The 19,104-nt window shown below is 50.7% G+C and carries 17 protein-coding genes and 2 tRNA genes; 7 read left to right on the top strand and 12 right to left on the bottom strand.

What is annotated here, in order from left to right; all coding sequences use genetic code 11:
* The first annotated feature begins 114 nt into the window (after positions 1-114).
* The gene (locus tag HBA93_RS14155) at positions 115-576 is read left to right on the top strand and encodes an Lrp/AsnC ligand binding domain-containing protein (protein ID WP_116087630.1); all 462 of its coding nucleotides are present in this window, start codon (positions 115-117) and stop codon (positions 574-576) included.
* A 67-nt stretch (positions 577-643) separates the two neighbouring features.
* Here the strand turns inward: HBA93_RS14155 and zigA are convergent, their stop codons facing one another.
* The 6 genes from zigA to HBA93_RS14185 form a co-directional block, all read right to left on the bottom strand.
* Positions 644-1,849, bottom strand: coding sequence for a zinc metallochaperone GTPase ZigA (gene zigA, locus HBA93_RS14160; protein WP_221723678.1), 1,206 nt, complete (start codon positions 1,847-1,849; stop codon positions 644-646).
* A 219-nt stretch (positions 1,850-2,068) separates the two neighbouring features.
* On the bottom strand, positions 2,069-2,281 hold the full coding sequence (locus HBA93_RS14165) for a DUF3126 family protein (RefSeq protein ID WP_113944874.1): 213 nt from the start codon (positions 2,279-2,281) through the stop codon (positions 2,069-2,071).
* Positions 2,282-2,363: 82 nt separating this feature from the next.
* Positions 2,364-3,188, bottom strand: a complete 825-nt coding sequence (gene cysE / locus HBA93_RS14170) for a serine O-acetyltransferase (protein ID WP_121991362.1) — start codon at positions 3,186-3,188, stop codon at positions 2,364-2,366.
* A 268-nt stretch (positions 3,189-3,456) separates the two neighbouring features.
* Positions 3,457-4,236, bottom strand: coding sequence for an alpha/beta fold hydrolase (locus HBA93_RS14175; protein WP_286201940.1), 780 nt, complete (start codon positions 4,234-4,236; stop codon positions 3,457-3,459).
* A gap of 55 nt (positions 4,237-4,291) precedes the next feature.
* The gene (locus tag HBA93_RS14180; protein WP_221723679.1) at positions 4,292-4,774 is read right to left on the bottom strand and encodes a DUF192 domain-containing protein; all 483 of its coding nucleotides are present in this window, start codon (positions 4,772-4,774) and stop codon (positions 4,292-4,294) included.
* Positions 4,775-4,963: 189 nt separating this feature from the next.
* Complete coding sequence (locus tag HBA93_RS14185) at positions 4,964-5,545, bottom strand: cold-shock protein (RefSeq protein ID WP_122094283.1); 582 nt, start codon at positions 5,543-5,545, stop codon at positions 4,964-4,966.
* A 229-nt stretch (positions 5,546-5,774) separates the two neighbouring features.
* On the opposite strand from HBA93_RS14185, the gene HBA93_RS14190 reads away from it, so the two are divergent.
* Positions 5,775-6,215 carry a VOC family protein gene (locus tag HBA93_RS14190; RefSeq protein ID WP_221723680.1) on the top strand — a complete coding sequence of 147 codons (441 nt, stop codon included), beginning with the start codon at positions 5,775-5,777 and terminating at the stop codon, positions 6,213-6,215.
* A gap of 268 nt (positions 6,216-6,483) precedes the next feature.
* On the opposite strand, the gene recJ is transcribed toward HBA93_RS14190, so the two are convergent.
* The 6 genes from recJ to HBA93_RS14220 all read right to left on the bottom strand — a co-directional run bounded on the left by recJ (position 6,484) and on the right by HBA93_RS14220 (position 15,053).
* Positions 6,484-8,286 carry a single-stranded-DNA-specific exonuclease RecJ gene (gene recJ / locus HBA93_RS14195; protein WP_221723688.1) on the bottom strand — a complete coding sequence of 601 codons (1,803 nt, stop codon included), beginning with the start codon at positions 8,284-8,286 and terminating at the stop codon, positions 6,484-6,486.
* Between the two features lie 348 nt (positions 8,287-8,634).
* Positions 8,635-9,624 carry a class II fructose-bisphosphatase gene (gene glpX / locus HBA93_RS14200; protein ID WP_022710910.1) on the bottom strand — a complete coding sequence of 330 codons (990 nt, stop codon included), beginning with the start codon at positions 9,622-9,624 and terminating at the stop codon, positions 8,635-8,637.
* Positions 9,625-9,912: 288 nt separating this feature from the next.
* The gene (locus tag HBA93_RS14205; protein WP_221723681.1) at positions 9,913-11,442 is read right to left on the bottom strand and encodes an ABC-F family ATP-binding cassette domain-containing protein; all 1,530 of its coding nucleotides are present in this window, start codon (positions 11,440-11,442) and stop codon (positions 9,913-9,915) included.
* Between the two features lie 469 nt (positions 11,443-11,911).
* Positions 11,912-13,231 carry a homoserine dehydrogenase gene (locus HBA93_RS14210; protein WP_121991367.1) on the bottom strand — a complete coding sequence of 440 codons (1,320 nt, stop codon included), beginning with the start codon at positions 13,229-13,231 and terminating at the stop codon, positions 11,912-11,914.
* 105 nt (positions 13,232-13,336) lie between these two features.
* On the bottom strand, positions 13,337-14,530 hold the full coding sequence (locus HBA93_RS14215; RefSeq protein WP_121991368.1) for an LL-diaminopimelate aminotransferase: 1,194 nt from the start codon (positions 14,528-14,530) through the stop codon (positions 13,337-13,339).
* Positions 14,531-14,708: 178 nt separating this feature from the next.
* Entirely contained in the window at positions 14,709-15,053 is a 345-nt protein-coding gene (locus tag HBA93_RS14220) for a hypothetical protein (protein ID WP_286201941.1), read from the bottom strand.
* 402 nt (positions 15,054-15,455) lie between these two features.
* Between HBA93_RS14220 and HBA93_RS14225 the strand changes: the two genes are divergently transcribed.
* The 5 genes from HBA93_RS14225 to map form a co-directional block, all read left to right on the top strand.
* Positions 15,456-16,706, top strand: coding sequence for a YcbK family protein (locus HBA93_RS14225; protein ID WP_286201942.1), 1,251 nt, complete (start codon positions 15,456-15,458; stop codon positions 16,704-16,706).
* A 313-nt stretch (positions 16,707-17,019) separates the two neighbouring features.
* Positions 17,020-17,094 (top strand) — tRNA-Glu (locus tag HBA93_RS14230).
* A 238-nt stretch (positions 17,095-17,332) separates the two neighbouring features.
* Positions 17,333-17,407, top strand: a tRNA-Glu gene (locus tag HBA93_RS14235).
* Between the two features lie 92 nt (positions 17,408-17,499).
* A complete protein-coding gene (gene sfsA / locus HBA93_RS14240) occupies positions 17,500-18,204 on the top strand; it encodes a DNA/RNA nuclease SfsA (RefSeq protein ID WP_221723683.1) in 705 nt (234 codons plus the stop codon).
* An 80-nt stretch (positions 18,205-18,284) separates the two neighbouring features.
* Positions 18,285-19,104, top strand: an 820-nt coding sequence (gene map / locus HBA93_RS14245) for a type I methionyl aminopeptidase (protein WP_221723684.1), incomplete at its 3' end; no start/stop codon positions are given.

Below are 19,104 nucleotides of genomic sequence, written 5' to 3' on the forward strand. Positions count from 1 at the left end.
TGTAGAGTCTTGCGACGGGTTTTTAACTGTATATTTTATCTCATATAGTTTATCTCACTAATTAAAGTGCCTTATTCGGTGGATATCACTGCAAAAATCGGAATTTTAGCTAAAATGAAGCAAATTGACGCTATGGACAAAAAGATCCTCCGTGCATTGCAGGAGGACGGCAAGCTGACTAATGCCGAACTGGCCGATAAAATCAGCCTGTCACAGACGGCAACAGCTGAGCGGGTTAAGCGTTTAACCCGCGATGGTTATGTGCTGGGCTATACGGCAAAGCTGTCACCGAAGATGCTCAACCGCTCCATGCTGGTCTTTGTTGAGATCAAGCTCGACCGCACGACACCGGAGGTTTTTGAAACCTTTGCCGAAGCCACCAAGAACAATCCGGTGGTCATGGAATGCCATATGGTGGCCGGTGGTTTCGATTATCTGGTGAAAGCGCGCGTGGCTGATATGGAACAATATCGCCGTTTTCTGGCAGACTCCCTGCTCTCATTGCCGGGAGTACGCGAAACCCATACCTATCCGGTGATGGAAGAAGTTAAAGAAACCTCGGCAATCGGAATTTAAAAATAAAGCCTTTGCGTGAATCTATCTCTTCACGCAAAGGCGTATAATATTGTTTTAAAATAACAAATTATGCTGCGCGCTGATCCCATGATTCAAACGGATCATAAAGCGACGCCCATTCATCCGGCACGAAATTATCGGCTTCAACCAGACAATTATCCAGAGCAGCGCGTATTGCCCCCTCGTCCATCGCGGCACTACCAATAAAAACCAGTTCCTGCCGCCGGTCACCCCAGAACGGATCAAGATAAGGCTGCATGGATTGTTGCCAACCTTCATCTTCCGGCCAGTATTGCTTCGGGATAGACGCCCACCACAATCCGCGTTTGCCGGTGCGCAATAATGCACCAGCCTGACTCAATTCACCCACATAGCGCGGGCGGGTGGCCAGCCAGAAAAAACCTTTCGAGCGGATCAGCCCTGCCCAGCTTTGCTGAATGAAGTCATGAAGTTTAGCCGGATCAAACGGTCGACGCTCACGGTAAACAAAAGAACGAATGCCATATTCCTCAGTCTCCGGGACATGATCTTTGAAGCCATAGAGTTCTTTAAACCATAAAGGATGATGCTCGGCTTTTTCAAAACTGAAGCGGCCGGTATTCATGATCTTTACCAAAGGCACTTTACCGAAGTCAGCGTCGACCACATCGCAGTCCGGATTGAGTGCGCGGATAATTTTATAAATATCCTGTCTTTGCGCAGGCGAAACTTCGCTGATCTTGTTCAGCACCACGACATCGGCAAACTCTATCTGTTCTACCAGCAAATCCACAATACCGCGCTCATCACCCTCACCGGCTGCCTCGCCACGATCACTCAGAAAATCCTGCGATGCGTAATCACGCAACAGATTAGCACTGTCGACAACCGTAACCATCGTGTCCAGTCGCGCAATATCAGACAGGCTGAAACCTTCCTCATCGCGAAACTCAAAAGTCGAGGCTACCGGCAAAGGCTCGGAAATGCCGGTTGATTCAATCAGCAGATAATCAAAGCGCCCCTGTTTGGCGAGTTGTGTCACCTCCTGCAACAGATCATCACGCAAAGTGCAGCAGATACAACCATTGGTCAGTTCAACCAGCTGCTCCTGAGTTCGGGAGAGATTTGCGCCGCCATCGCGCAGCAAAGCCGCATCAATATTCACTTCACTCATATCATTGACGATCAGCGCAACGCGCACCTGTTCACGATTATTCAGAATATGATTGAGCAAGGTGGTTTTTCCGGCACCTAAAAATCCGGACAGCACCGTAACGGGTAATCGTTGATCCATAACATCTCCTGAATAGCAATAACTACAGACAGCTATAGTGCAGCCTGCATTTTAAAAAGCGACAGGATTGATATGTTATACAATTACATTTGACAAGATAGCTTCAGACAAAAATAAAAAATGGCGGCTTGTATATGTGAATCTCTTCACGCACAAACCGCCATAAGTAATTATTTTTACTGATAAATTTATATCTTCAAAAGATACAAATAAAATCTATCAGCCTTCCAGATCGATATCCAGAATGGCCATGGAGAAGTTGTAAGACAGTTCGCCTTCGTCTTCATCCTTGTAGATCAGGCCAAGAAATTCATCATCAAGGAAAACCTCGCAAGAGTCATCCTTACGTGGACGCGCCTTAACAGCGAGGCCCTGATTGTCAAAAGTCCGCTTGAAATAGGCGTCCAGTTTCTTGATTTCTTCGGGTTTCAAACGGATTCTCCTGTTTCATTTTACGGGCTGTCTCATGCGCCTCTGCGCCCGATAAGTAAAGGGGCAACATGTCGCCTGTGTATTACTCGGCTGCGCTGATCAGCTGATCCATAGCACGCGATGGCTCTGCACATTCGCAGCCGCCAATCACTTTCGCCGGAACACCGGCTACCGTCACATTATCCGGCACATCTTTAACCACAACAGAACCGGCAGCAATTTTTGAGCATTCACCGACTGTGATATTGCCAAGAATTTTTGCACCGGCACCAATCAGTACCCCGCGACCGATTTTCGGATGACGATCACCGCCAGCCTTACCCGTCCCGCCCAGTGTCACCTCATGCAGGATCGACACATCATCACCGACCACCGCAGTTTCACCAATCACCACACCGGTTGCATGATCGAGGAAAATACCGCTGCCGAATTTTGCAGCCGGATGAATGTCAGTCTGGAAAATCGACGAAGAGCGGCTCTGCAGATAATAAGCGAAATCCTTGCGCCCGTCCTTCCACAGCCAATGCGCTAAGCGGTGGGTCTGAATAGCATGGAAGCCCTTCATATAAAGCAGCGGATCAAGAAAACGGTTTGCTGCCGGATCACGGTCATAAACCGCCTGCAAATCAATACGCAATGTCTGCGACCACTCCGGCGAGGCCTTGCTCATCGTTACAAAAGTCTGACGCAGCAGATCGGCAGCCACATCGGCATGGCCCAGGCGCTCGGAAATACGGTGCATGACCACATCTTCCAGACTGCCTTGATTAAGCACTGTGGAATAAAGAAACGCCGCCAGCAACGGCTCTTTAATTGCCGCAGCTTCGGCCTCAGCACGCACGGAATACCAGATCGGATCCATATGATCGACGACCTTGCTCACCGGAACAGAACCATGTGCGGCCATTGCATCACTCCTGGCTTTACAACATTCATTTATTCTTCAATCCCCGAAAACCGCCAAACGCTTTGAAATGACTGTAAAATCATACCGAAAACCAAAGATTTCCGATTATTTGCGCCAGTCCTTCACGTTGCTGTTACATAGCTGCTTCCGGCATTTATCTGGGCGAGTTTAAACCGCATTACAAGAGATGAAAATCCCTCTGCAGCAATTGCGGTAAAATTACCTGAGCGGATCGTCACATTTTCATAGAAAAGCTGTCCGACGATACTCAGACAATCGGATGGGCTTTCAGAAATTCCAGAACAGCCTGCTTGTAAACTTTATCTCCGACTGCCAGCATATGGTCACGATCAGGAATATCAACAGCCGTTGCATTTGGCATCAGATCAGCCAGATCCTGCGCATCACCGGCAATATCATCTTTCGTTCCGACTGCAACCAAGGCCGGCTGGCTGATCATACCCATCGCCTGAGCCGGAATAAGCTCTTTGGAAGTGATAACACAGGCCGCAAGCGCAAAGCGGTCGCTCTTTGTCTGATCCGCAAATTTGCGGAACATCAGACCACGCGGATGGGTAATACTGTCCACATCTTCCGACAATAGTGCATCATAGATCGGATCCCAGTCACCGGCACCGGTGACCATGCCAATGCCAAGCCCGCCAAAGACCAGACTATGCACCCGTGACGGATGTTCCAGCGCTGCAAAAGCACTGATACGCGCGCCCATCGAATAGCCCATAACATGGGCTTTTTCGATATTCAGATGATCCAGCAGGGCAACAGCATCCGCCGCCATTAATGACGGATAATAGAGTTCCCGGTCATGCGGCTTGTCGGAACGGCCATGGCCGCGATTATCAATCGCAATCGCGCGGTAACCTGCATCGGTTAGTGTCTTGATCCAACCCGGATTGAGCCAGTTGACCATACCGGAAGAAGCAAAACCATGGATCAACAAAACCGGCTCACCTTGTCCTTCGTCACGATAAGCCAGTTTTAATCCGTCATGTTCGAAATAACGGACTTCATTCACATTCACGACCATAGTTCACTTCCGAGATTTATCTTCTGCCCTTAATGACACGCAACAGGACACAAATTCACTGACATTGCCCGCATATTATCCGGTGCTTTACTGTATCACCAGCCTTGATGCCAAGTTTAGCGGCAATGCCTGCATTCACTTCTATGACAAAAGCCACCGGCTCACCGGAAGCAACAATATCCTTTGAAAAAGGCACCGTATTTTCTGCAACTCTTGCAATTGATCCGTCATTGCGGACAAACAACATATCCAGCGGCAGCGGCGTATTGGCCATCCACATCATCACCGAGCGCTCTTCGTCGAAAACAAAAATCATCGCACGGTCGGCCGGAAAATCCGTACGGTACATCAGCCCCGCGCTACGCTTTTGATCCGTATCGGCAATTTCCAATCCAAAGTTTTTCTCACCCGATGCGGTCTTCACTTTTAAAGCCTGCGCATCAACAGGAATATGCAAAGGCTCTTGCTGCGCCGATGCAGCAAAATTACCGCCCAATAGTGCCGCCACAAATACCAAACAAGCAAACCACCGTTTCATCAGAGCACCCGTATTTCAAAACCGTTTCAGAATACAGCACTCTGTATAACACAGGCAGATATGAAAAAACCGGTCAGAGACCGGTTTTTTAGAGCATAATTTCTTAAACTTGAATCAGCTTTAGTTAAAATTATGCTCTCATTTTAAAATGTTAGAGCGTCCTTTGTGCCCAACGGAGCACCCGACGCTCTAATGAGGATTAGTAAAAGGCGAACCGATATCCGGATGAACTTCTGCCGCCATCAGCCCCTTGTCACCATGACCGAACCGTACCAGAACCACCTGTCCCGGACGTAGTTCCATCATACCGAAGCGACGCAGCGTTTCCATATGGACAAAAATATCTTCCGTCCCCTCACCGCGACTTAAAAAGCCGAAACCCTTAGTGCGGTTAAACCATTTGACGATTGCCCGCTCCAGTCCGCTCGATGGTGTAACCACAACATGGGTACGTGCAGGCGGCAGAGTTGAAGGATGCGCAACATCGGAAAGGTCAAGAGACAAAACGCGGAAACATTGCCAGCCGCGTTCACCACGGCGAATTTCGCAAACAACACGCGCACCTTCCTGTGCGGTCTGAAAACCGTCACGGCGCAATGTTGTTACATGAACAAGAATATCGCCATAGCCATCCTGATCGGGAACGACAAAACCATAGCCCTTCGCGACGTCGAACCACTTAATGGCGCCGGAAATCTCGACAATATCTGTTGCATCCTCAGCGGAGTTGGTACCATCCATAAACTCATGGGACAAAGACTTGTCAGTCATGGCACGCTCCTCCTTTCATCTGCCGGGCAAATCAGGTTGATTCTCATCTTCAAGATAACACTTCCTTAACCGTATCCGGCAAGAGCAAACTTTCAATATTCCTGTTTCGATCACAGACTTTATGAGCAGGTATGCTAAAACAGCGGTGAACTATTTCAGATCTGCCCTGTTTTAAATATTACACCTGTTAAAACAGACAGCATCAAACAGGGTAAAACAGGAGGCAAACATGCGCTATTTGCACACCATGATCCGTATTCGTGACATAGATGAGTCGCTGGATTTTTTTGTAGAGAAATTCGGACTGGTGGAAACACGACGCACGGAAAGTGAACAGGGGCGCTTCACACTGATCTTCCTCAGCGCTTCGAAAGATCAGACGAATGCAGAAAACGCCCGCGCACCGGAGCTGGAACTGACTTATAACTGGGATGCAGAAACCTATAGCGGCGGACGCAATTTCGGCCATCTTGCCTATGAGGTCGATAATATTTATGACTTCTGCCAAAATCTGAAAGACAAAGGCGTTGTCATCAACCGTCCGCCACGCGACGGCCGCATGGCTTTTGTAAAATCACCGGACGGTATTTCCATTGAAATTCTGCAAAAAGGCGAAAGACTGGCACCGCAGGAACCATGGGCATCTATGGAAAATACCGGCAGCTGGTGAGCAGAACTCAGCAATTTGGTTAGGGTCTGAATCAAAAAGCGGCTGACATCAGCGAAAATGGTGATTTGCGAGCATCGGAGCGGAGCGTACTACTGCATAATCCTTTCATCTACCGATGAAAGATAAGATTACGCAGCAACTAAAGATCATGGCGTCCTTTGCACGTCCTACGGACGTACGGCGCCATGTGTATGTGAGTACCGAAGCACAAAATTGCCATTTGCAGCCCAATCTACTGAGCTAAATCAGGCGACTTTTGGATCAGACACTATTGGCGCGAGAGATCAACCTTAGCCGCATCCACAATGCGGATCTGTGTTGAGACTGAACCATTCCAGTGATTGAGCGATAAATGGCCGGCAACATGTACCATGTGTCCGGCCTGATCAAACAGGAAGCGCCCAAGATCACTGTCAGCAGCACGGAAGGCAATACCGTCCACGCGTTTGCCGTCCAGCCCTTTCAGGGCAACTTTCACATGATCGCGCCCGACAACACGCACATCGGCGATTGTATGGTTTGGCAGCGCCAGCAGCGGCTGCACATGACCGGCACCATAAGGCCCTGCTTTTTCCAGCGCATTATACAACGCAACAGTGGCACCGGTGGCTGAAACCGCACCATCAATCGCCAGACTTTGCTCAGCGCGCAGCTCATCCACCTGCTCGGCAGCCTGCTCTTCAAAAAATGCGCGCAAAGCACCAAGTTGGGATTTTTCCACAGTGATGCCCGCCGCCATAGCATGACCACCGCCCTTGACCAGTAATCCCTGTTCAACAGCTTTGCGCACCAGTTTACCAAGATCAAAGCCGCTGATCGAGCGCCCTGAACCGGTTCCCACACCATTACCGTTAAAGGCAATGGCAAAAGTCGGGCGTTTCGCTTTATCTTTCAGACGGGAAGCCAGCAGACCGACAATGCCCGGATGCCAGTCTTCATTCGCTGTTACCAGTACGGCCGGCCCTGATTTACCGGAAAGCTCAGCAAAGGCTTCCGCCTCAGCCTGCTGCAACATCACCGCTTCCATCGCCTGACGTTCGGCATTCAGCCTGTCCAGCTCTTCCGCAATCGTATTGGCTTCAACAGGATCATCCAGTGTCAGCAAACGGCTACCCAAAGCAGCATTACCGATACGCCCGCCTGCATTAATGCGGGGGCCAATGAGAAAACCAAAATGGAAACTGTTAAGCGGCTCGCCGATACGCGACACCCGCGCCAAAGCTGCCAAGCCAGCATTGCTCTGATTACGGGCGGCAAGCAAACCCTTTACAACAAAAGCACGGTTCACACCGATCAGCGGCACCACGTCGCAAACTGTGGCCAAGCCCACCAGATCGAGATAACCCAGTAAATCCGGCGTACCATTTGCCGCTTTAATACCACGTTCGCGCAGTTCCCGCGCCACCTGCACCAAAGTCATAAAGACAACACCGGCAGCACAGAGATGTCCCTGCCCTGAAATATCATCCTCACGGTTCGGATTAACGATAGCCGCAGCGTCCTCTGGCAAGGCACCGCCAAGCTGGTGGTGATCCAGCACGACAACATCCGCACCGGCTTCTTTCGCAGCGGTAATCGACACAGCACTATTGGTACCGCAGTCCACAGTCACGATCAGAGACGCGCCTTTGGCAACCAGCTCGCGCATGGCATCGGGATTCGGACCGTAGCCTTCAAAAATACGATCAGGAATATAAATGACATTCCTGATGTCATAGGCATTGAGAAAGCGGGACAGCAACGCCGAAGAACAGGCGCCATCGACGTCATAGTCACCGAAAATGGCAACATTCTCGCGACGCTGAATTGCATCGGCGATACGTACAGCGGCCTGTTTCATATCCGTCAGGGTGAGCGGATCAGGCATCAGGGAGCGGATGCTCGGATTGAGAAATTCTTCGGCAGCTTCAAGACCAACGCCACGACCGGCCATAACGCGGGAAACCAGATCGGGAATGCCGTAATTCTGAGCGATGGCGAGTGCGGTATTGGCTTCACGCAGGCCTAAACGATCAACCCATTTCATGCCCGTTGCAGAAGAACGTATTCCGAGAAACAAACGCTCATTCATATCCACGCGGGCAGCTCCTGTTTTTACAAACAACAAAGGCGACATTTTTCAATGTCGCCTTATAGCAGAATTTAATTATGGTGCCACTCTTTGGGCTATTGTCTTAGCAGGCAAACTAGCGCCGAGTTTAAAAACCGTCAGGTTGCGGCGAAAATGGTGGCTGTTTTGAAACCGGAGCGGAGCGTACTTCTGCATAATCCTTTCATCTTACAGATGAAAGATAAGATTATGCAGCATCTAAAAGCCACGGCATACTTTGCACGTCCCAAAGGACGTGCGTTGCCGTGTGTACGTGAGCACCGGATTTTGAAACAGACGCCATTTGCAGACCAATCCTGATGGCTTTTATTATGCGAACTTGGAGAGGTCCTGGTGCCGCGCCTTGATCTCACGCACAGTCTGGGACTGAGCACGCATGACGATGGTGTGGGTCTGGATGTAATCGCGGGCAAATTTAACGCCGGAGAGCATGTTACCATCGGTTACACCGGTGGCTGCAAACAGTACGTCGCCTTTCGCCATTTCTTCCATCAGATAGACCTTATTCGGGTCTGTAACACCCATTTTCAGAGCGCGGGCGATCTGGTCATCAGAATTGAACTGCAGACGACCCTGCATCTGGCCGCCGATGCAGCGCAGAGCTGCTGCTGCCAGAACGCCTTCAGGCGCGCCGCCAATACCGAGATAGATATCAATGCCGGTTTCATCCGGATTGGTGGTGTGCATTACACCGGCAACGTCACCGTCACCGATCAGACGGATTGCGGCACCGGTTGCGCGTACTTCTTCGATCAGGCGTGCGTGACGCGGGCGATCCATGATGCAGGCGGTGATTTCATTGACCTTAACGCCTTTGGCTTTTGCCAGCGCGTTCAGGTTTTCAGTCGCAGAAGCGTCAATATCTACAACGCCGCGCGGATAGCCCGGACCAACGGCGATTTTCTGCATGTAAACATCCGGTGCGTAAAGCAGATTGCCTTTTTCAGCAATTGCAACAACAGCCAGCGAGTTGGGCAGATTTTTGGCGCAGATGGTGGTACCTTCCAGCGGGTCGAGCGCGATGTCGACTTCAGGGCCGTTGCGGGTGCCAACTTCTTCACCGATATAAAGCATCGGCGCTTCGTCGCGTTCACCTTCGCCGATAACAACAGTACCGGAGATTGGCAGACGGTTCAGCTCTTTACGCATGGCGTCAACAGCAACCTGATCCGCAGCTTTTTCATCACCGCGGCCACGCAGACGGGCAGCAGCCACAGCGGCGCGCTCGGTCACGCGAACCAGCTCGAGTGTCAGAATACGGTCGAGACCCTGCGGGGTCTGATCTGCAGAATTGGCCATTTAAACAGTCCTAAATTCGTTATCGAAAGATATGCCTGCAATCCGGAATAGTATCGCTGCGCAACGGATACAAAATTGCTGTAGCCGATTATGATGACAGGGGATTGTCAGACATGGTCGCCATCTTTTGGCAAAGTCAGGCTCTCCCTGCAAGGGATAAAGCGCGGGGATAAAAAGTAAATCGATTATACTCGGTTGAAAAACCATCACATTTGAAAACGAGTGATACCGGCAGTGTATTTTTCATAAAATTACACTGCCGGTATCTTTTGTTATATATCAGACTATTCAGCCCGCAAGCTGTCCGGCTTCTTCAAAGAACGCTTCCGGCGTTTCTACTTCAACCAGCTTATTCTTCACAATCTGCCAGAAACGATTGCCGGTATTGCGCACAAAACTACGGTCATGCGACACCAGCAGACAGGCGGCATCACTGTTCAGCAATTCCGCCTCCAGCGCCTCCTGCCCCTCAATATCCAGATGGTTGGTCGGTTCATCGAGAATATAGAAATTCGGATGTGTCAGCCGTAGCACCAGCATAGCCAGTCGCGCTTTCTGCCCACCGGAAAGTCGTGCAACCGCCTTTCCCTGCATATCAATATTCATACCTGCCCCTGCCAGCAGCGAACGCGCCTTCTGATCTCCGATATCAAAACGACGGGTGATCGTTTCTAACGGTGTGTGCTTGTCATTCAGTTCTGACAATGCCTGATCGCTGTAGCCCAGCACCAGTGACGGCGTGGCTTTAAGCGCCGGACTTTCCGGCGCGGCACCCGTAATCACATTCCGCACCATAGTCAGTAATCGCGTTTTACCTGTACCATTGGCACCAAGCAGCACAATACGATCGCCGGGGTTGATCCATAAACGGCCGGTTTTATAGAGAATGCGATTATCCGGTGTGACCACATCAAGATTATCAATCACCACCAGCGCACGGGCATGACTGCTCTGTCCTGCCAGCTTGATAACACCGGCAGACCGCTCCAGATGCGCGGGCTTGGCAGCATCTTCCAGCTTCTCCGCACGGTCTTTCAGCTGCTTGGTTTTGATCACCAGCAGGTCACTGCCCGAATTGATACCGATATTATTGAGTTTGGCCGCCTGTTTGCGCAATTGCTGTGCGGTTTTCATATCTTTCTGATATTGGCGCGCATCCGCAGCATCGGCCTCATCCAATGCGACACGGGCACGGCTATAAGGCAAAGCATAGATTTGCGAATTTTCAGGCCGCAAAAACAACGTACGCTTGGTCACTGCATCGAGAAAAGCACGGTCATGGCTGCACATAATCACTGCTGTTGAACGCGGCAGATTATTCAGCCAGCCTTCCAGCAAAGCGATTTTCTCCAGATCCAGATGGTTGGTCGGCTCATCCAGCAGCAACAAATCAGGCTCGGCAATCTGCGTTCGCGCCAGTAAAGCAAGGCGCTGCCAGCCTCCGCTCAACTGCCGCATTGCACGGTCGCGCATATCCTGCGGTACACTCAGATCATCAAGAATAATATCAACGCGCCAGCTTTCATGCAGCTGCGCGTCTTCATCCAGCCCGCTCAGCACCACATTATATAATGAGATATCCAGCCAGTCCTGCGGTACATATTGCGGTACCACACCGGTTTTCAACCCGCGGGCACGGGTCACAATACCGTCTGTCGGTTCGAGCTCACCACTGATCACACGCATCAGGCTGGATTTACCACGTCCGTTGGCGGCAACCACACCAAGTCGCTCGCCCTCACCGACAACAAGGCTCAGATTGCGAAACAGTTCAACGGACAGGACAAGCGAAAGATTTTGAAGATTAAGTAAAGACATAAGATCAGCTCAGAATTTACCATAGCCGGACAAGTCAGCGCATCTGAGAAAGATACAGACCGGTAGCGGGAATGGTTCAATCAGATGCAGCTCGCTCCATGCAAAACCACACCTTTAAAGAAAGGCTGAAAAAGACAGATTGTACGGTCTTAATCGGCCCTGCACAAATTAATGAGACAGGGCGTAATCAGGGCCGAATGTGTGATAATGCTGATGTCGCAGAGAAAACATCTTACGGCCCTCCTTTCTTAAACTGCATTTGAGCTGGCTATTACTAGCAAAAGCAAAACCTGATGACAAGATACTGATTGCCCAAACAAAAAACCGCCGGAAATTCCGGCGGTTTTTATCAGTTCCTGTCTTTATTAGAGCACCGTGTGCCGGACTTGGCACACAAAACTCGCTCTGACACTTTAAAATCAGAGCATAATTTTTACCTTAAACTGATCCAAGTTTAAGGAATTATGCTCTACCCCGCGCGCTCAATGCGGATCATCTGCGGCTTATCAAAGAGATCACCATCTTCGGTAATCGCCTTCAAAGCCTGCTTAACCGCTGATTCCGTTGTTGCATGGGTCACAAGAACAACTGTTTTAATAACAGCCTCTTCAACATTAGCGCCACTGCCGCGCTGCACAATGGATTCCAGCGAAATATCATTTTCCGCCATACGCTTGGCAATCGTTGCAAACACACCGGCACGGTCATGCACATTCAGGCGAATGAAATAACCACCGGCATGCGAACGCATTTTCGCACGTGCTGTTGGTTTCAGATCTTTTGCAGGCGTGCCGAAGACCGGCCCGTGCTGGAAACCCGGACGGCTTTTGCCAATATCGGCAATATCACCAATCACGGCAGAGGCTGTGGCATTGCCGCCAGCACCCGGACCTGACAACAGCAACTCGCCAAGAAGGTCGGTTTCAATCGCCACCGCATTGGTCACGCCATGCACCTGCGCAATAACAGAAGAGGTTGGCACCAATGTCGGATGCACACGTTGCTCTACACCGGTTTCTGTCTTCTGTGCCACACCGAGCAATTTGATTTTATAGCCAAGCTCTTCCGCTGCACGGATATCCGCGAGCGAAATATTGCTGATCCCTTCCAGATAAATATCATCCGCCGCAATCTGCGTACCGAATGCAATACTGGTCAGCAGCGCCAGCTTATGCGCCGTGTCATTGCCTTCAATATCAAAGGTCGGATCAGCTTCCGCATAACCGAGACGCTGTGCATCTTTCAGACATTCCGTGAAGGAAATGCCCTCCTCACCCATGCGGGTCAGGATATAGTTACAGGTGCCGTTCATAATACCGTAAACACGCGACACAGTATTACCGGTCAGCGATTCACGCATGGCCTTAATGACCGGAATACCGCCTGCAACTGCTGCTTCAAAATTCAGCAGCACGCCCTTGGCTTCCGCGATTTTGGCCAGCTCCACACCATGATAAGCCAGCAAGGCTTTATTGGCAGTCACCACATGACGACCGGAATTGAGTGCAGCCTCAACAGCAGCACGGGCTGTCCCTTCTGATCCGCCAATCAGCTCAACGAAAACATCAATATTATCTGATTTTGCCAGAGAGACCGGATCATCAAACCACTCAATATTGCTGAGATCAATACCACGGTCACGCGTACGGTCACGTGCGCTGACCGCAGTCACTACAATTTCGCGTCCGCATTGCCTTGTCATCATTTCGGCTTTATCGCGCAGAATGCGCAAAACCGATGCTCCTACGGTGCCAAGTCCGGCGACACCGATCCGCAATGCATTACTCATTATTGTGCCTCAGCAATATATACTTAATTCAACGGGCGGGAACTGTATGCTCCCGCCTCACTTAATTCGCAAAACTCAGGACAATCCCCTGAAGCCGCCTTTTTATCAGGCAACTCCGTCAGCATTCCCCAGAAAGCGTTTGATATTACGCGCGGCCTGACGAATACGATGTTCGTTTTCCACCAAAGCAATGCGCACAAATTCATCCCCATGTTCACCGAAACCGAGGCCGGGCGCAACTGCTACATCGGCTTTTTCGATCAATAGTTTGGAAAAATCGAGTGAACCCATAGCGCGGTAACGTTCAGGGATCGGAACCCATGCAAACATTGTCGCCTCAGGAGACGGAATCGCCCAGCCGGCACGGCCAAAACTTTCGACCAGAACATCGCGGCGTGTCTTATAAACATTACGCACATATTCAATATCGCTGCCGTCGCCGTTCAGGGCAGCCGTTGCAGCCACCTGAACCGGCGTAAAAGCACCATAATCGAGATAGGATTTGACCCGTGTGAGTGCCGCAATCAGCCTTTCATTGCCAACCGCAAAGCCCATACGCCAGCCGGCCATCGAGAATGTCTTGGACATAGATGTGAATTCAACGGCTACATCCATTGCGCCCTCAACCTGCAACACCGATGGTGGCGGATTGTTTTCATCAAAATAGATTTCCGAATAGGCCAGATCCGACAGGATGATAATATTATGCTTACGGGCAAAGGCCACCACTTCCTTATAGAAGTCGAGCGTCGCCACTTGTGCGGTCGGGTTGGACGGGAAACTCAAAATCAGCGCAATCGGACTCGGGATCGAGTGTTTAACACCGCGCTCCAGTGAAACAAGAAAACTGTCATCCGGTTTTGCACTGATGGAGCGGATGACACCGCCGGACATGACAAAGCCGAAAGTATGGATCGGATAGGTCGGATCCGGACACAGAATAACATCACCCGGCGCGGTAATCGCCTGCGCCATATTGGCGAAGCCTTCTTTGGAGCCAAGCGTGGCAACAACCTGTGTATCCGGATTGAGTTTCACACCAAAGCGGCGGGCATAATAATTGGCCTGCGCCTTGCGCAATCCCGGAATACCCTTAGATGAGGAATAGCGATGAGTGCGCGGGTCCTGCACAGCTTCACAAAGCTTATCAATAATGCCCTGTGGTGTCGGCAGATCAGGATTGCCCATACCAAGATCAATAATGTCGGCACCCGCCGCTCGCGCACTCGCCTTCAGGCGGTTAACCTGTTCGAAGACATAAGGTGGCAGGCGACGGATTTTATGGAATTGTTCCGACATATCTCTCTTCCGTTTAATTAAAATGCGATGCAGCATAATCTTGTAAAACTGCACGGCTGTTAAAAGTCCGGATCAGTACGACCCGAATCCAGAGTGCCAAAACAGCACCCCGATCTGTAAATTCTAAAATGCGAATAAATTTATGGCGCATCAAAACGCCAGTCGTCAGATCAGCCTGTTACTCAGTGGCTTCGATTGCCTTTAATGTGGCATCGGTTTCCGCCTGTAACTGGCGTTTGCGGGCTTCAATTTCCGCTCGGCTCGATCCGGTTGCGGGTGTGCTTCCCTGACGCGCCTTGGCGCTGCTGAGATTACCGGCAATCCGGTCTTTTTCCTCAAAGGTCAGCTGCTTGGTTTCCCCGCGCGGCATAATCCCGAAATTCGGATAGGCTCCGGTACGCAACGCACCTTCCTGCGGCACACCGGCCGAAGGCCCGCTTGTGCAACCCGCAAGCGCCACAGCAGCCACGGCAAACATTGCATTACGCAGCGTTGCGAAGTGATTGGTCTGTTGTGCGCTCATAGAGGAAATTCCCTGCATATTGTAATTCTGGTCGTAACTCTGGCCGAATAACCGGACAATAAACGTATAGACGCATTTCGCAACAGGAAGCTTGCATTTCCGGCATGAAAAACACTCTTATTTGCACCCTCCGGCCAAGTTCGACGAAGAACACGAAATGTAACAATTGTTATTGTTTTGAAAAGAATTGTTACAGAGCATAACTTGCACCCAATTTAATAAAGAATTAACAATTTTTGCGACGAAAACAGTCATTCCGTATATATTAATAATAGCCAGAATTCTGCACAAACGGAGCCTCTTTACAGCCCTTTGTGCCAGCAGTTGCATAGGAAACCTTTGATTTGATTTCAGTTTCCGCAAATGCACTCAGACAAGTCGCTGCATAATGAAGGGTCTGCTTTGTTCGATACGATAAAACGTATACGAGAAAAAAACGCTCAGCTTTTCTGCGGCTCAGCTATCATTCTCGCTTTAAGCATCAGTGGCTGCACCACGTCCTCCGGTACATCCCTGCTGGAAAGCGTCGCCAATGACACGACTCTGGCGGAAAATAAAACCGGCGATTCCGCTTCGGATACTCCGGCGGCAAACACAGCTTCCGCAGCAACCGCTGCGGCAAAAACTGCTCCTGCCTCTGCCACAGCAACAGAAGCGACAAAGCAGACAGCTGACGCACCAACGGAAAAACCGGTACAGGTTGCCTTGGCTGATACAGCGACCGCCGCGACCAATCAGATTGTACAAGCGCCGGAAGCCGCAACACCCGCCGAACAACCAAGCACGCTGGCTGCACTTTTCGGCACACGAAACAAGCCTACTGCTGCTTTAGCAGCGATTCCGCAGGCAGAAGCCGCTTCACCGGCAACAAGTCAGGCAAAGCCGCAAGACACTGCTGCTCAGGCTGAAACTGCCAGTCCGGATGCTACCGCAAGAACCGCACAGCCCCCTGCAACCGACAGAACAAGCCAAAGCGCAGGTGCGGCAGCCCGTCTTTTCTCACCGGGCAAAAACAGTGTGCGCGGCACCGGCAAACAGGAAGCAACGGTAACCGCCTCCGCTACCCCTAAAAGAGCAGGCGATTATAATTACACTCTGCCGGGTGTACGTGCGAATGGCGGTGTAGAAATTCGCCACAGTAATAAAGTGTTCGACGAAAGCGATATTGATCTCGATGAAGACGATTTCAGCGCGCCGGTAACACTCGCCTCCGCAGGTGGCATGGCGCGTCTTGCACCGAACGGGCTGCGCACCCAGCATTCTAGCGTTCAGGTTTCTTGTCTGAAACCGCAGCTGGTTTCAATGATCAAGCGCCTTGAAAGCCACTACCGTAAACCGGTTGTCATCACATCCGGTTATCGCAGCCCCGCACATAACCGCTCCGTCAGCGGTGCTAAACGCTCACTGCATATGTCCTGCGCCGCAGCTGACCTGCAGATTCCCGGCGTTTCAAAGTGGGAAATTGCCCGTCAGGTGCGTACATGGCCAGGCCGTGGTGGCGTCGGCACCTATTGCCATACAGAATCAATTCACATTGATGTCGGCCCTGAGCGTGCCTGGCACCCGCCCTGCCGCCGCCCCCCCCCCCCCCCCCCCCCCCCCCCCCCCCCCCCCCCTGCGCGTGAGAGGAACTGGCGCTGCCGCCGCGGTTAAAAAACACAAACAGGCAAATCATTTTACAGGCCGGATCAACTATTTGATTCCGGCCTGTCTTCATTTTTACGCCGACCGGTGATTTGTACAGCTGATTTGCATTTCACTGCGGGGCGAAACCACACCAAATCGCACAACGATTTTCGTCACTCAGCGCTAAACATTTAATTTGGCACAACAAAATCATCATTTCAGCGACTTTATTCACAGGCGAAGCGCTGCCAAATGAAAAAAATCTGCATTTTTCTCAAATTTCTTATTTTACCCACTTGCACGATAAATATCATGCCGCTATAAGCCGGTTCACCAGCAGGCGCCCATCGTCTAGCGGTTAGGACAGCGCCCTTTCACGGCGCAGACAGGGGTTCGATTCCCCTTGGGCGTACCATCTTCTCCAAGCTGATGAAGATGAATGATCTCAGGATCAAACACAACTCCCCTCTTTTTGAATTAAATAAATCTGTCAGAACCTGACTGCATATTGCACTTTAATCCGTGACGATTCTGATTTCAGTTGTTTCGTCGGTTTTTCATAAGCATCAGATTTTTTTCACATATTTTGCAATTTTTCTTATTTTCCCTCTTGCGTATCAAATACAGCTTAGCTATACAGCGCTCACCGGCAGGCGCCCATCGTCTAGCGGTTAGGACAGCGCCCTTTCACGGCGCAGACAGGGGTTCGATTCCCCTTGGGCGTACCATTTCTCTTCAGGAGAAACATCAATACCGGAACAAACCTCTCAGAATAAAATTTCAGTTTTGCATTCAGATGAAGTCTGATCTATGCAGAAACATGCTTTTTCCCGCCCCCCTCGTTCGCGGCACATTATTGCAGCGCTATAAACGCTTTCTCGCTGATATCCGGCTTGATAGCGGCGAATCTATTACTGCATCGGTTCCCAATACCGGCTCTATGCGCGGACTGACCACACCGGGCTCTGAAGCATGGCTCAGCATCTCCGACAGTCCGACACGTAAATATGCCCATACACTACAAATTGTGCGCGCCGACGACACTTTGGTTGGAATCAATACCGGCCTGCCGAATAAAATCGCTGAAGAGGCAATTCTCTCCGGTATGATTCCCGAACTCTCCGACTTCACCACTCTGAAACGTGAACAAAAATACGGGCAGAATTCCCGCATTGATTTATTGCTGCTTGGAGAAAGCGGCCAGCAGACCTATGTAGAGGTTAAGAATGTGCACTTTAAGCGCACAGGACATCTGGCAGAGTTTCCCGATAGTGTAACCGCCCGTGGCGCCAAACATCTCGTTGAACTCAGCGAGATGGTCAAAGCCGGGCATCGCGGCGTTATGGTTTTCGTTATCCAGCGTCAGGATTGCGATTCTTTATCGATCTGCGGCGATCTCGATCCTGTTTATGCCGCCGCATTTGCGAATGCGCGGCAGCATGGGGTTGAGGCTTACGCAATTCGGTGCCAAATAAGTCCTGAATCAATTATCGCGGATCAGACCGTACCCGTTCTGACCCTGTAAATTTTTGTCCTGCGGGATTCGCAAGGCAACAACTTCCGGTACAGCATCGCTGCTGTCCTAACATATATACGGATCACCCGATGGTAACCTATGTCAACGCCGACAGCGCCCCGATTAAATATACAGGTCAGATCAAGCTTTACGGGCCTGAAGGTTTTGCAGCCATGCGCAAAGTCTGCGCAATTACGTCCGAATGTCTTGATGCACTAAATGATATTGTCAAACCGGGCGTTACCACCAATGAAATCGACCGTTTTGTTTTTGAATTCGGTGCTGATCGCGGTGTTGTACCTGCCACGCTGAACTATCGCGGCTATACAAAAAGCTCCTGCACATCGATCAACCATGTTGTTTGTCACGGTATTCCGGACGACAAGCCGCTGCGTGAAGGCGATATCGTCAATATCGACATCACCTTTCTGCAGGATGGCTGGTATGGTGATTCAAGCCGCATGTATGCAGTCGGCCAGATCAAGCGCGCTGCAGAGCGCCTGATGGAAGTCACCTATGAAAGCCTGCTGCGTGGTATTGCAGCCGTAAAGCCCGGTGCAAAAACCGGCGTAATCGGTGCAGCCATTCAGGCCTATGTGGAATCAGAGCGCTGCTCTGCCGTACGTGATTTCTGTGGTCACGGCGTTGGCCAGCTTTTCCACGATGCACCGAATATTCTGCACTATGGTAAAGCAACAGACGGTGTTGAAATGCGTGAAGGCATGATCTTCACTATTGAGCCAATGATCAATCTCGGCAAACCGGATGTGAAAGTGCTGAAAGACGGCTGGACAGCCGTGACCCGCGATCGTTCGCTGACAGCACAATACGAGCATACGATCGGCGTAACCAAAGACGGCTGCGAAATCTTCACCCTGTCACCCCAAGATAGTTTCGACACAACCCCTT

This window comes from Ochrobactrum sp. SFR4 (genome assembly GCF_019730395.1).
Classification (GTDB): domain Bacteria; phylum Pseudomonadota; class Alphaproteobacteria; order Rhizobiales; family Rhizobiaceae; genus Pseudochrobactrum.

Bases quoted from the DNA above. Each gene is read 5' to 3' on its own strand.
- HBA93_RS14155 (WP_116087630.1), top strand. From the start codon at position 115: ATGAAGCAAATTGACGCTATGGACAAAAAGATCCTCCGTGCATTGCAG.
- zigA (WP_221723678.1), bottom strand. From the start codon at position 1,849: ATGGATCAACGATTACCCGTTACGGTGCTGTCCGGATTTTTAGGTGCC.
- cysE (WP_121991362.1), bottom strand. From the start codon at position 3,188: ATGGCCGCACATGGTTCTGTTCCGGTGAGCAAGGTCGTCGATCATATG.
- HBA93_RS14175 (WP_286201940.1), bottom strand. From the start codon at position 4,236: ATGGTCGTGAATGTGAATGAAGTCCGTTATTTCGAACATGACGGATTA.
- HBA93_RS14180 (WP_221723679.1), bottom strand. From the start codon at position 4,774: ATGAAACGGTGGTTTGCTTGTTTGGTATTTGTGGCGGCACTATTGGGC.
- HBA93_RS14185 (WP_122094283.1), bottom strand. From the start codon at position 5,545: ATGACTGACAAGTCTTTGTCCCATGAGTTTATGGATGGTACCAACTCC.
- HBA93_RS14190 (WP_221723680.1), top strand. From the start codon at position 5,775: ATGCGCTATTTGCACACCATGATCCGTATTCGTGACATAGATGAGTCG.
- recJ (WP_221723688.1), bottom strand. From the start codon at position 8,286: ATGAATGAGCGTTTGTTTCTCGGAATACGTTCTTCTGCAACGGGCATG.
- glpX (WP_022710910.1), bottom strand. From the start codon at position 9,624: ATGGCCAATTCTGCAGATCAGACCCCGCAGGGTCTCGACCGTATTCTG.
- HBA93_RS14205 (WP_221723681.1), bottom strand. From the start codon at position 11,442: ATGTCTTTACTTAATCTTCAAAATCTTTCGCTTGTCCTGTCCGTTGAA.
- HBA93_RS14210 (WP_121991367.1), bottom strand. From the start codon at position 13,231: ATGAGTAATGCATTGCGGATCGGTGTCGCCGGACTTGGCACCGTAGGA.
- HBA93_RS14215 (WP_121991368.1), bottom strand. From the start codon at position 14,530: ATGTCGGAACAATTCCATAAAATCCGTCGCCTGCCACCTTATGTCTTC.
- HBA93_RS14220 (WP_286201941.1), bottom strand. From the start codon at position 15,053: ATGAGCGCACAACAGACCAATCACTTCGCAACGCTGCGTAATGCAATG.
- sfsA (WP_221723683.1), top strand. From the start codon at position 17,500: ATGCTTTTTCCCGCCCCCCTCGTTCGCGGCACATTATTGCAGCGCTAT.